Genomic DNA, 13,184 nt, shown 5'->3' with positions numbered 1-13,184 from the left:
GGTGAGCTGCCCAGCAGTTCACCCGGCGCCCTCTTCTCTTATGCCCCTGTGCCACCCACGGTGATCGCATCGATCTTCAAGGTCGGCTGACCGACGCCTACCGGCACTGATTGCCCGTCCTTGCCACAAGTGCCAACGCCGCTGTCCAGGGACAAATCGTTGCCCACCATCGACACTCGGCTCATCGCTTCAGGACCGTTGCCAATCAGGGTCGCGCCCTTGACCGGTGCGGTGATCTTGCCGTCTTCGATCAGATACGCCTCGCTGGTGGAAAACACGAACTTGCCGCTGGTGATGTCCACCTGGCCGCCGCCAAGGTTGGCGCAGTAGATACCCTTCTTCACCGAGGCGATGATTTCCGCCGGATCGCTTTCGCCAGCCAGCATGTAGGTGTTGGTCATGCGCGGCATCGGCAAGTGCGCGTAGGACTCACGACGCCCGTTGCCAGTGCGGGCCACGCCCATCAGGCGGGCATTGAGTTTGTCCTGCATATAGCCCTTGAGCACACCGTTCTCGATCAGGGTGGTGCATTCGGTCGGGGTGCCTTCGTCGTCCACGCTCAGGGAACCGCGGCGACCGGCCAGGGTGCCGTCGTCGACGATGGTGCAGAGCTTGGAGGCCACCCTCTCGCCCATGCGGCCGCTGTAGGCCGAGCTGCCCTTGCGGTTGAAGTCGCCTTCCAGGCCGTGGCCCACGGCTTCGTGCAGCAGCACACCGGACCAGCCGGAGCCGAGTACCACCGGCAAGGTGCCCGCCGGTGCCGGAATGGCTTCGAGATTGACCAGGGCCTGACGCAGCGCTTCACGGGCATAGCCCATGGCCCGATCTTCAGTGAGGAAATAGCGGTAATCGGTACGCCCGCCGCCACCGTGACCACCGCGCTCGCGGCGGCCATTCTGCTCGACGATGACGCTGACGTTGAAGCGCACCAACGGCCGCACATCCGCCGCCAGGCCGCCGTCCGTCGAGGCCACCAGAATCCGCTCCCAGACCCCGGCCATGCTCACGCTGACCTGCTGGATACGCGGGTCCAGAGCGCGAGTCGCCGCGTCCACTCGCTTGAGCAGTTCGACTTTCTCGGCCCGGCTGATGACTTCCAGAGGATTGTCCGGCGCATACAGTTGCGCCACGTCCTGGCTGGTGAATGCCTGCACGGTACCGTTCTGTCCGGCCCGGGAGATCGATCGCGCAGCACGGGCCGCCAGACCCAGGGCTTCCAGGGTGATGGCGTTGCTGTAGGCAAAGCCGGTCTTCTCCCCGGACTGCGCACGCACACCCACCCCTTGGTCGAGGTTGAAACTGCCTTCCTTGACGATCCCGTCTTCCAGGGACCAGGACTCGGAAATCTGCCCCTGGAAATACAGGTCGGCGGCATCGATGCCCGGGCCGGCCAGATCCCCCAGCACGCCCTGCAAGCTTTCGATGGTCACGCCGCCAGGGGCTAGAAGATGTTCACTGACTGAGGACAACAACCCGCTCATATGCTTTGGCCTTAAATTCGTCGTACTTATGCAAGCCGTTGAACGCCTTGCGAGAAAATGCGCCGGTGACTGACCACCGGCATCCGCGCCCGGATGGACGCCTGTTCACTGCTGTCGCGCTCGGCCAACAGCACGCCCTCACCTTGATCCTGCTCCGCCAACACGCGTCCCCATGGGTCGACGATGGCCGCGTGGCCGTAGGTTTCCCGTGGGCCGGGATGCACGCCACCCTGGGCCGCCGCCAGCAGGTAGCACTGGGTTTCAATGGCCCGGGCCCGGATCAGCACCTCCCAATGGGCGGCGCCGGTCACCGCGGTAAAAGCCGAAGGCGCAGTAATCAATTCAGCGCCGGCGGCGCGCAATTCGCTGTACAGCTCGGGAAAGCGCAGGTCATAACAAACCGTCAGCCCCAACCGACCCACCGGCGTATCCGCCACTACCACGCGGTCTCCATGAGCATAGTCATCGGATTCGCGATAGCGTCCGCGATTGTCCGCCACGTCGACATCGAACAGATGCAGCTTGTCGTAGCGCGCCACAATCTGTCCCTGATCGTCCACCAACAAAGAACAGGCGTTGGCCTTGGCCTCGGGCTGATCCTCGGGGGGCAGCGGCAAGGTGCCGGCCACTATCCATAACCTGAGGTCGCGGGCGGTCTGTTTCAACCATGGCAGGATCGGACCTTCGCCCAGGGCTTCGGCGCGACCGATGGCCGCCATGTCGCGGCGGCCCATGGCGGCGAAGTTTTCCGGCAGCACGGCCAGCTTGGCGCCAGCAACGGCGGCTTGCTCAAGCAGGCTCCGAGCCTGGTTCAGATTGGCCAGCACATCGCTCTGGCTGACCATTTGAATCACCGCAAGAGACATGGCGAACTCCTTGTAGGGTAGGCCGCCATGCTACTCCATAGGCACGAATCGAGGATTCTCAAAACGGCTTGTCGAAGGTGATTTGGGGATCTTTCCACGGGCCTTTGACGTTGTATTTGACGCTGGCAAAGCGCGCCACGCGGTCTCCGATCAGTTTGTCGATCAGGAACAACGCCCCACCCACCGCAGGCGCCCCGACGATCAGCGCGGCAATCGGCAGGTTGTTGGTGACCGGCAGGGTCACCAGCAGCTTGGCGTCCACCTGATCGGCCACCATATCCAGGGTGCCATTGAGCTCCAGATTGCTCGACGGCCCCGTGAGGGTGATCGGCTCGCGAGTGACATACACGCCATTGCTCGCCGCCAGCACGCCCTTGACCCGGTCATAGCTCAAGCCCTTGCCGAACAGGTCGGAGAAGTCCAGGCGCAGGCGCCGGCCGATGGAGTTGAAGTTGAGCAGGCCGAATACCCGCAGGGCCTGGGCCCCGCCTTCGACTTCAACGAACTGCCCCTTGCGCAGGGTGGCGTCCAGGCTGCCGGAGAAGCGCTTCAAGCCCACCCAGGCCGGTGAGCCCGGCCAGCGGCCATCGACATCCAGGTGAAAGTCTTCACTGGTCACGGTCGGTGCGAAGCCCCAGCCCTTGAGCACATCCGCCAGGTTCTTGCCACCAATACGGCCACGGTACCAACTGCTGCTGGCACCGGCCTGACCTTCCCAGCCACCCTCGCCTTGCAACTGCATGCCCTTGAGGCCCAGGTTCAGGCCATTGAAGACCATGCCCTTGGCCGTCGGCCGAACCTTGAGCGCCCAGCGACCGATCAGGTCCTGGCCCTGGAACAATTGGGCAATGGATATATCCAGTGGCGGAACGTTCTTCGGGTCCACCGAAGCCAAAGGATCAGGTGCATTTTCATCGGTCTGGGCCGTCGGGTCGGCGGCCGGCAGGCGCACATACGCCATGTCGATGACCATTGGCGCCACCTTGGCATCGGGAATCCCGACTTTGCCCTTGGCCTGTTGACTGTCGATCTGCAGCTCCCAGGCAGTGGGCTTGCGGCTCAGCAGCAGGTTGACCTGATCCAGCGAGGTGCCGAAGGCGCTGAGCTTGCCGACCTTGAAGTCCGCACTGCTGAGCAACTGCTTGGCGCTGCCCCCCGGGTCCTTTCCGGCATAGCGATCCACCAGAGCCTTCCACGGTTCCACATCCAGCTCGGAGAGAATCCCCCGTACCCGCAGCCCTTTGCCAGGAGGCAGCAAGGCCGCACCATCGCCGAGGAACAGTTCGCCCCGACCCTCGGCGAGCTTGCCGCTGGGCGCCGCGAAAGTGAAGTCGGCCAACTCGCCGTATTTGAACCAGTAGCGCCGCTCGGCCCCTTGCAGGGTCATGCGAAACACACTGTTGCGCCCGGTGCTGGCAGCCATGCCAAACGGCGCCGGCAGGTCCACCGCCATGCCCTTGAGGCTGGAGTTGACCATCAATTGACTGTCGGCACCGTCAAGGTTCAGTTGCAACTGAAAGGGCACTTCGCCGGACACCGGCAACGGCTGGCTGACTTTCAACCAGTCGGTGAGTTTCTTCACCGTAACCTGACCCTTGGCAACCACTCGGGTATTGGGCTTGCCTGGCTTGCCATCGGCAAAAATCTGCGCCGTGACCGGCCGATCGAAAGCCTGGGCGCTGATCCCTGAGCCACTCAGGCCCCTGGCACTGTCAAAGCGGAAGTCGCCCTTGAGCTGGGTCAGTTCCAACTCGGGTTCACTGAGTTTGAGGCGCGCCTTGTCAGTCTTGAAGTCCACCAGGATCTTCGGTTCCTCGCCCTTAACCAGGGGGATGTCCAGGTTCAGCTTGCCTTGCAGGTCGCCCTCGCCCTGCCAGCCGGCAAAGGTCGATGCGGTGCCGATCGGCGCTTCCTGCAGAATCTTCACCCCGTCACCCAGGCCGCCGGCAAAACTGCCGTCGATGAACATGTGGCTGCTCTGACCGGCAACGGAATGGGGAATGTTGACGAAAACATCCCGCACCTTGGTATCCAACAGCTGCCCCTTGCTGGCGACGATGCGTACGCCGCTGTCTTCGACAAACACATCGCCGCTGATCTTGCTCAGGTGCGGCCAGCCCGGCTGGAACGCCAGTTCGGCGTCATGCACCTTGAAGAACAGGCTGATGCTGCGAGCCGCCTCGATAGCGTCATGGTTCAGCGAACCCTGGTATTGGAAGAAGCCCTCATCCACCGCGCCCTTGAGGATCGCCGTGCGCAGCCATTCATCCAGCGCCGGACTGAGCACCTGGGGCAGGTACTTGGCGGTGTAGCGCCCATCGCCGTCCACCAGGCCGACCCGCAGGTCCATGTAGTCTTCCTGACTGTGGTCGAAGTGCAGCCGGATCAGGAAATCGCCGGCAATCTTGCCCTCTTCCCCCAGCACCTTGAGGTAGGGCGCGATCAGGGTGAAACCTTGTTTGTCGAGTTTCCAGGTCAGGGTGGCGTTGGCCTGGATGTACTGCCAGGGCTTGGCGAAGATCGGGTACAGGTGCAGGGAGAAATCCTTGCTGTCCATGCGCAGCTCGCCCTTACCCAGGTCGCCGCTGATGCTGCCACTGACGTTTCGCGCCGCCGGAGCGCCGTGATAGGCGTCGAAGCCGACCCGATCAAGGTTGGCGGCAAAGCTCAGCCGCTGGTCGCCGGTGTTCTGGGGGCGATAGTCGAGCAGCACATTGCGCAGCCCGCCGCTAACCTTCAAGCGCTCGATGGTGGTGGCCAGGCCTTGCGGCAAAGGTGCCAGGGCATTGAGGATCGGCGTGAGCGGCGTCAGGTCCAGGCGGTCGGCTTGCAGATGCCAGAGTTCTTCACGGTTATCGCCGGCCTGGGTTTGCTGCAGTTGCAGGCGCGATTCCCAACGGGTTTCGCCAAGGCTCAGCGCCAGGGAATCGAGTTGTACCTGCAGGCCCTGATCGCTGCGCTGGAAGAAGGCATTCAACGCCAGATTCTTCAGGGTGACTGGCGTGCGCTCGGCATAGGCGCCGGTTAGCTGTGGCGCATTCAAGCGCAGCGCCGCGCTCTGCACTGTGCCCTTGGCCCAGGTCAGCCACAGCTCGCCACCGGCCTTGAGTTCGGAGAGTTTCCATTGCTGAGTGACACGGGCCGGCAGCCAGCGCGACCAGTCACTTTGCGGCAGGCTCAGGTACAGCTCGGCCCGGGCGTCGCGCCATGCATCCGCCTGGATGCGTGTGCGCAGGTTGACGGCCAGGGGCTGCCCGTCCGGCAGGGTCAGGCGCAGGTCCAGGCGCTGGCGGCTGGGACCGGTGCGCAGATTGAGTCCGACATAGGTCAGGGCCAGCGGCGAATGATCCTGCGGCAGCAAAGTGACTTGGCTGTCCAACAGGGAGAGTTCCGCAACTTGCTGCAAGCGAGTCAGCAGTTGTCCCGGATCCATGGGTTGGTCCTGCTGCATTGGCAGGCCTTGCAATTGCCATTGGCCGTCCGCGCCCTCCTTGAGGCTCAGACTCAGACCGCTGAGCTCCAGGCGCCCTATGCGCAGGTCACGGGCCAACAGGCTGCCGAGCATGTCCGGGGCCACGCTGACCTGGTCCAGGCGCAGGGCGTTGGCCCCCTCGCCCACCATCACATCGTGTGCCAGGAGAATCGGCGACAGTCCGCTCCAACGCCCCTCCAGGCTACCGATATGCACCGGCAGCCCCACGGCCTGCTGCACCTTGGCTTCGACCTCGGCCTGGTACTCAGCCACCAGCGGAGTCAGTTCCCGACCCAGGCTGACGTACAAGGCCGTCACCACCAGCAGCAACGCGCAGGAGCCCAGCCCCCAGCGAATCAGCGTGGTGAACAAGCGGATCAGCCGCTCCATCTCAGTTGGCTCCCATGGCAAAAGTCATGCAAAAAGCTGAAGCCAGCCGTTTCCAGTGGTGTAAAACACGGGAAATCAGAGCAGCACCACGTCGTATTGTTCCTGGGAGTACATGGTTTCGACCTGGAACCTGATGGTACGGCCGATAAAACCTTCCAACTCCGCCACATTGCCCGACTCTTCGTCCAGCAGACGATCCACCACTTTCTGATTGGCCAGCACTCGATACCCTTCTGCCTGATAAGCCCGGGCCTCACGGAGGATTTCACGGAATATTTCGTAACAGATGGTTTCCGGGGTCTTCAGCTTGCCCCGTCCCTGACAACTGCTGCAGGGCTCGCAGAGCACCTGCTCCAGACTCTCGCGCGTGCGTTTGCGGGTCATCTGCACCAGGCCCAGTTCGGTGATGCCGATGATGTTGGTCTTGGCGTGATCGCGCTCCAGCTGCTTCTCCAGGGTCCGCAGTACCTGACGCTGATGCTCCTCGTCTTCCATGTCGATGAAGTCGATGATGATGATCCCGCCCAGGTTGCGCAGGCGCAGCTGCCGGGCAATGGCGGTAGCGGCTTCGAGGTTGGTCTTGAAGATGGTTTCCTCAAGATTGCGATGACCGACGAAGGCCCCGGTGTTGACGTCGATGGTGGTCATGGCTTCCGCCGGGTCCACCACCAGATAACCACCGGACTTGAGTGGCACCTTGCGCTCCAGGGCCTTCTGGATTTCATCCTCGACGCCGTACAGGTCGAAGATCGGCCGCTCACCGGGGTAGTGCTCCAGGCGATCGGCGATTTCCGGCATCAGCTCGGCAACGAACTGAGTGGTCTTCTGGAAGGTTTCCCGGGAGTCGATGCGGATTTTCTCGATTTTCGGACTCACCAGATCCCGCAGGGTACGCAGCGCCAGGCCCAGGTCTTCGTAGATCACATTGGGCGCGCCAATGGTCTTGATCTGAACACCGATCTGATCCCAGAGCCGACGCAGGTAGCGAATGTCCATCAGGATCTCATCGGCACCGGCGCCCTCGGCGGCAGTACGCAGGATGAACCCGCCCGCCTCCTTGATGCCTTCCTGGGCCACGCAGTCGCTGACCACCTGCTTCAAGCGCTCACGCTCGGCTTCATCCTCGATCTTCAGCGAGATGCCGACATGGGCGGTACGGGGCATGTACACCAGATAACGTGAAGGAATCGACAACTGGGTGGTCAGTCGGGCGCCCTTGGTGCCGATGGGGTCCTTGGTGACTTGCACCACCAGGCTCTGCCCTTCATGCACCAGGGCACTGATGCTTTCCACCGCCGTACCTTCACGGGTGGAGATTTCCGCAGCATGAATAAACGCTGCGCGGTCCAGGCCAATATCGACGAAAGCGGCCTGCATGCCGGGCAATACCCGCACCACCTTGCCTTTATAGATGTTGCCAACGATACCGCGGCGCTGGGTCCGTTCGACGTGAACCTCTTGCAGCACTCCGTTTTCGACCACCGCCACCCGTGATTCCATCGGCGTGATGTTGATCAGAATCTCTTCACTCATGGCAGTGTCTCGTTCAGGCGTGTTCATAGAAGGCCGCAGCAGTCGGGTACGGCGCTTTAGCGCACTGGAAGGTTTTGCCAACAGGGTATGCCGAAATGGCCAAGCAGTTCTGCGGTTTCGCACACCGGCAAGCCAACCACAGCGGAGTAACTGCCATTGAGCCCTGACACAAACACCGCCGCAAGCCCCTGGATTGCATAACCGCCGGCCTTGTCCCGAGGCTCGCCGCTGGCCCAGTAGATGCTCGCTTCCTCAGGGGAGATGGCGCGAAACCGCACCAGGCTGCGCACCACTCTCGACTCGCAGCGCTCTCCGTCGAGCAAGGCAATGGCGGTCAATACTTCGTGCTCGCGCCCGGCCAGCGCCATGAGCATCGCCAGGGCGTCGGCCTGGTCCAGCGGTTTGCCGAGGATCCGCCCATCCAGCACCACGGCCGTATCGGCTCCCAGCACACAGGCCGGGGCCCGGGATTCGCTGCTGGTGATCAGGGCGCGCCCGGCCGCCGCCTTGCCACGGGCAAGACGCTCGACATAAGCCGCAGGGGATTCATCAGCCAGCGGAGTTTCATCGATGTCCGCGCTGATGGCGGTGAAGGGCACACCGATCTGGGTGAGCAGCTCACGCCGACGGGGCGAACCGGAAGCGAGGTAAAGCGGATTCATCAAGACATCTCCCTGTCGAGGTGCGGGCCAATGCCTGACCGAATTAATTGATTTTGAAACGTCGGCGCAACCCACGCAGGCCAAAGCTAACCCACGGCCACAACAGCGCACTGACCAGGGCTGGCAGGACCAGCGCCAGGGTCGGCTGGCGATTACCGGTCAGGGCGCTGAGCCAGAGTTGGACCAACTGCGCCAAGCCAAAGATCACCAGGATCACCAAACTCTGCTGCCACATCGGGAACATCCGCAGACGCTGTTGCAGGGATAGCACGAGGAAGGTGATCAGAGTCAGGATCAAGGCGTTCTGCCCCAGGAGCGTGCCGTAAAGCACATCCTCCGCCAGCCCAAGGCACCAAGCCGTGACCATACCCACCTTGTGCGGCAGGGCCAGGGCCCAAAAGGCCAGTAGCAGGGCCAGCCATAGCGGGCGCAGGATTTCCATGAACTGAGGCAAAGGCGACACACTCAGCAGCATGCCGATCAGAAACGTCAGCCAGACGATCCAGCCGTTTTGCGAATAGGTGCTACCCGCCATTATTCTCTTCCTCCGGTGGTGGCCGGTGCCGCAGCCGGAGGCTGGGCCGCCGGTTTCACCACAGGTTTATTGACCGGCTTGGCCGGCGCATGGGCGGCCGGCTTGACCGGAGTCGCCGGTGCAGCAGTGGGGGCAGTGGCAGGCGCGGCAGTGGCAGCTGGAGTCACCGCAGGCTTGGGCACCGTGGCCGGCACCGCCGGGGTGGTATTGCCACCCTGCTGGTCCTGGGCTTCCTGAGCCTGGGCCGCATCATTGGCCCGCTCTTCGGCCGTGCGCGGATCACTGAATACCAGTAACAGGTAACGGCTGCGGTTCAGCGCGGCAGTGGGCACCGCTCGCACAATGGCGAATGGCTGACCGGAATCGTGGATCACTTCCTTGACCGTGGCCACCGGATATCCAGCGGGGAAACGCTGGCCAAGGCCCGAACTGACCAGCAAATCGCCTTCCTTGACATCGGCGGTGTCGGCCACGTGGCGCAACTCCAGGCGCTCCGGGTTGCCAGTGCCACTGGCAATGGCCCGCAGGCCGTTGCGATTGACCTGCACCGGAATGCTGTGGGTGGTGTCGGTCAGCAACAGGACGCGCGAGGTATAAGGCATCAACTCCACCACCTGCCCCATCAAGCCACGGGCATCGAGCACCGGCTGGCCGAGGAACACGCCGTCACGCTCACCTTTATTGATGATAATGCGATGGGTAAAGGGGTTGGGGTCCATGCCGATCAACTCGGCCACTTCAACCTTCTCGTTGACCAGTGCCGAAGAGTTGAGCAATTCGCGCAGACGCACGTTCTGCTCGGTCAGGGCTGCGAGCTTTTGCATGCGCCCCTGCAGCAGCAGGTTTTCGGTCTTGAGTTTTTCGTTTTCAGCGACCAGCTCGGTGCGACTGCCGAACTGACTGGCCACGCCCTGCCATAGCCGCTGCGGCAGGTCGGTGATCCAGTAGGACTGCATCAACACCAGCGACATCTGGCTACGCACTGGCTTGAGCAGTGTGAAGCGGGCATCGACCACCATCAGTGCGACCGACAGTACGACCAGCACCAGGAGGCGCACGCCCAATGAGGGGCCTTTGGCGAAAAGCGGTTTAATAAGCCGCTCCTCCCAGGCAAATGTTGTGTTTATTCATACGGCATCAAACCGGCCTGGATGCAGATTGACAGAAGATAAACGCCACAGGCAGCACTGCAAAGTGCTGCCTGTGAGCGCAACAGCATAGATGCAACCGGCGTAGTTACTCGCTGGAGAGCAGGTCCATGGTGTGTTTGTCCATCATTTCCAATGCACGGCCACCGCCGCGAGCAACACAGGTCAGCGGATCTTCGGCAACGATCACCGGCAGACCGGTTTCCTGGGCCAACAGCTTGTCCAGATCACGCAGCAGAGCGCCACCACCGGTCAGCACCAGGCCGCGCTCGGCGATGTCCGAAGCCAGTTCCGGAGGCGATTGCTCCAGGGCACTTTTCACCGCCTGAACGATGGTTGCCAGGGACTCCTGCAGAGCCTCCAGCACTTCATTGGAGTTCAGGGTGAAGGCACGTGGCACACCTTCAGCCAGGTTACGGCCGCGTACGTCGACTTCACGTACTTCGCCGCCTGGGTAGGCAGTACCGATTTCCTGCTTGATGCGCTCAGCGGTGGACTCACCGATCAGGCTGCCGTAGTTGCGACGCACGTAAGTGATGATGGCCTCGTCGAAACGGTCGCCGCCAACACGTACGGATTCGGCGTAAACCACACCGTTCAGGGAGATCAGGGCGATTTCAGTGGTACCACCACCGATGTCCACGACCATCGAACCACGGGCCTCTTCAACCGGCAGGCCGGCACCGATCGCAGCGGCCATTGGCTCTTCGATCAGGAACACTTCACGGGCACCGGCGCCAAGGGCCGATTCACGGATCGCACGACGTTCAACCTGGGTGGACTTGCATGGAACGCAGATCAGCACACGAGGGCTGGGCTGCAGAAAGCTGTTTTCATGAACCTTGTTGATGAAGTACTGCAGCATCTTTTCGCAGACGCTGAAGTCGGCGATCACGCCGTCCTTCATCGGACGAATGGCGGCAATGTTGCCCGGAGTACGACCGAGCATGCGCTTGGCCTCAGTACCAACCGCAACAACACTTTTCTGATTACCGTGGGTCCGAATGGCCACAACCGATGGTTCATTCAGGACAATACCGCGCTCGCGCACGTAAATAAGGGTGTTGGCAGTGCCCAGGTCAATGGAAAGATCGCTGGAAAACATGCCACGCAGTTTCTTGAACATGGGAAAGGGACCCTAGGCAACGCGTGGGTAAAAAAGTGCGGCAAACTCTAACAACGACAGGGATTTTGGGCAAGGCGCCAATATGTTAAATTGGCCGCTTTTCTGTGCACCAAACCCCACAATCGCGGCCATAAGACCGTAGAAATGCGGTAGTGTTCCGACAATCTAACACGCGGACGAAATCCGTTTTTGTTTTCCACTGGAGAATCCCATGGCGCTTGAACGCTCCGACGTGGAAAAAATCGCTCATTTGGCCAGCATCAAGCTCAATGAAGGCGATCTTCCACACATCACCTCCGCCCTTAACAGCATTCTCGGGCTGGTGGATGAAATGCAGGCAGTCGATACCGATGGTATCGAGCCCCTGGCCCACCCTCTGGAAGCCAGCCAGCGCCTGCGCGCAGACGTTGTGACCGAGTCCAATCATCGCGAGGCCTATCAGTCCATCGCACCAGCGGTCGAAAGCGGCCTGTATCTGGTTCCGAAAGTCATCGACTAAAGGGAAAGAGCCTGCAATGCACCACATGACTCTGGCCGAGATCGCCCGCGGCCTCGCCGACAAGAAGTTTTCCTCTGTAGAACTGACCCAGACCCTGCTGGCGCGCATCGCTCAGCTGGATCCGCAGATCAACAGTTTCATCAGCCTCACCCAAGACCTGGCCCTGGGCCAGGCCAAAGCCGCCGACGAACGTCGCGCCAACGGTGAGAGCGGAGCCCTGCTGGGCGCACCGATCGCCCACAAAGACCTGTTCTGCACCCAAGGCATCCGCACCAGCTGCGGTTCGAAGATGCTCGACAACTTCAAGGCGCCCTATGACGCCACCGTGGTCGCCAAGCTGGCCGCTGCCGGGGCCGTGACCCTGGGCAAGACCAACATGGACGAATTCGCCATGGGCTCGGCCAACGAGTCGAGCTGGTACGGCGCAGTGAAAAACCCGTGGAACCTGGAGCACGTGCCCGGCGGTTCGTCCGGTGGTTCAGCCGCCGCCGTAGCCGCGCGCCTGCTGCCTGCGGCCACCGCCACCGACACCGGCGGTTCGATCCGCCAGCCCGCCGCCTTCACCAACCTCACCGGCCTGAAGCCGACCTACGGTCGCGTTTCCCGCTGGGGCATGATCGCCTACGCTTCCAGCCTCGATCAGGGCGGCCCGCTGGCACGCACCGCCGAAGACTGCGCGATCCTGCTGCAAGGCATGGCCGGCTTCGACCCGAACGACTCCACCAGCATCGATGAACCGGTGCCGGACTACAGCGCCAGCCTCAGCGGCTCGCTGCAGGGCCTGCGCATCGGCGTGCCGAAGGAGTACTTCAGCGCCGGCCTCGACCCGCGCATCGCCGAACTGATCCACAACAGCATCAAGGAGCTGGAAAAGCTCGGTGCGGTGATCAAGGAAATCAGCCTGCCGAACATGCAGCACGCGATTCCCGCGTACTACGTGATCGCCCCGGCGGAAGCCTCCTCCAACCTGTCGCGTTTCGACGGCGTGCGCTTCGGCTACCGTTGCGAGAACCCGGCCAACCTTGAAGACCTGTACAAGCGCTCCCGTGGCGAAGGCTTCGGCAGCGAAGTGCAGCGCCGGATCATGGTCGGCGCCTACGCGCTGTCCGCCGGCTACTACGACGCCTACTACCTCAAGGCACAGAAAATCCGTCGCCTGGTGAAGAACGACTTCATGACCGCTTTCAACGAAGTCGACATCATCCTCGGCCCGACCACGCCCAACCCGGCCTGGAAGCTCGGCGCCAAGAGCAGCGATCCGGTCGCCGCGTACCTGGAAGACGTCTACACCATCACCGCCAACCTCGCGGGCCTGCCGGGCCTGTCGATGCCGGCCGGTTTCGTCGACGGCTTGCCGGTCGGCGTGCAACTGCTCGCCCCGTATTTCCAGGAAGGCCGCTTGCTCAACGTTGCGCACCAGTATCAGTTGAACACTGACTGGCACACCCGCACCCCAACCGGCTTCTGAGGAG

Annotated in this window: 10 protein-coding genes; 2 read left to right on the top strand and 8 right to left on the bottom strand. The window is 62.2% G+C overall.

The features are described 5' to 3' along the window. Positions 1–38: 38 nt before the first annotated feature. From tldD to mreB, 8 genes are all read right to left on the bottom strand, one after another. Positions 39–1,481, bottom strand: a complete 1,443-nt coding sequence (tldD, locus tag PFZ56_RS10370) for a metalloprotease TldD (RefSeq protein ID WP_102861143.1) — start codon at positions 1,479–1,481, stop codon at positions 39–41. A 26-nt stretch (positions 1,482–1,507) separates the two neighbouring features. Then, a complete protein-coding gene (locus PFZ56_RS10365; RefSeq protein ID WP_102861142.1) occupies positions 1,508–2,347 on the bottom strand; it encodes a carbon-nitrogen hydrolase family protein in 840 nt (279 codons plus the stop codon). Positions 2,348–2,405: 58 nt separating this feature from the next. Next, positions 2,406–6,209, bottom strand: coding sequence for a YhdP family protein (locus PFZ56_RS10360; RefSeq protein WP_170001151.1), 3,804 nt, complete (start codon positions 6,207–6,209; stop codon positions 2,406–2,408). A 75-nt stretch (positions 6,210–6,284) separates the two neighbouring features. Further along, on the bottom strand, positions 6,285–7,742 hold the full coding sequence (gene rng, locus PFZ56_RS10355) for a ribonuclease G (RefSeq protein WP_102861140.1): 1,458 nt from the start codon (positions 7,740–7,742) through the stop codon (positions 6,285–6,287). Positions 7,743–7,798: 56 nt separating this feature from the next. Beyond that, positions 7,799–8,404 (bottom strand): nucleoside triphosphate pyrophosphatase, encoded by a 606-nt coding sequence (locus PFZ56_RS10350; RefSeq protein ID WP_102861139.1) that lies wholly within the window; start codon positions 8,402–8,404, stop codon positions 7,799–7,801. Between the two features lie 43 nt (positions 8,405–8,447). Continuing rightward, on the bottom strand, positions 8,448–8,939 hold the full coding sequence (gene mreD / locus PFZ56_RS10345) for a rod shape-determining protein MreD (RefSeq protein ID WP_102861138.1): 492 nt from the start codon (positions 8,937–8,939) through the stop codon (positions 8,448–8,450). After that, entirely contained in the window at positions 8,939–9,997 is a 1,059-nt protein-coding gene (mreC, locus tag PFZ56_RS10340) for a rod shape-determining protein MreC (protein ID WP_253083955.1), read from the bottom strand. Before mreC ends, mreD begins: the two co-directional genes overlap by 1 nt. Positions 9,998–10,175: 178 nt before the next feature. Continuing rightward, positions 10,176–11,213: a rod shape-determining protein MreB gene (mreB, locus tag PFZ56_RS10335; protein ID WP_002555108.1), complete on the bottom strand. Its 1,038-nt coding sequence runs from the start codon at positions 11,211–11,213 to the stop codon at positions 10,176–10,178. Positions 11,214–11,424: 211 nt separating this feature from the next. Here mreB and gatC point away from each other — a divergent pair, with 211 nt between their 5' ends. Together gatC and gatA are read left to right on the top strand one after the other, a co-directional pair. Then, a complete protein-coding gene (gatC, locus tag PFZ56_RS10330) occupies positions 11,425–11,712 on the top strand; it encodes an Asp-tRNA(Asn)/Glu-tRNA(Gln) amidotransferase subunit GatC (RefSeq protein ID WP_011059250.1) in 288 nt (95 codons plus the stop codon). 16 nt (positions 11,713–11,728) lie between these two features. Continuing rightward, positions 11,729–13,180 (top strand): Asp-tRNA(Asn)/Glu-tRNA(Gln) amidotransferase subunit GatA, encoded by a 1,452-nt coding sequence (gatA, locus tag PFZ56_RS10325; RefSeq protein ID WP_102878367.1) that lies wholly within the window; start codon positions 11,729–11,731, stop codon positions 13,178–13,180. Positions 13,181–13,184 lie beyond the last annotated feature (4 nt).

The organism is Pseudomonas danubii (assembly GCF_042980055.1).
GTDB classification, from domain to species: Bacteria; Pseudomonadota; Gammaproteobacteria; order Pseudomonadales; family Pseudomonadaceae; genus Aquipseudomonas; species Aquipseudomonas danubii.
This window is presented reverse-complemented; position numbering and strand designations above follow the sequence as displayed.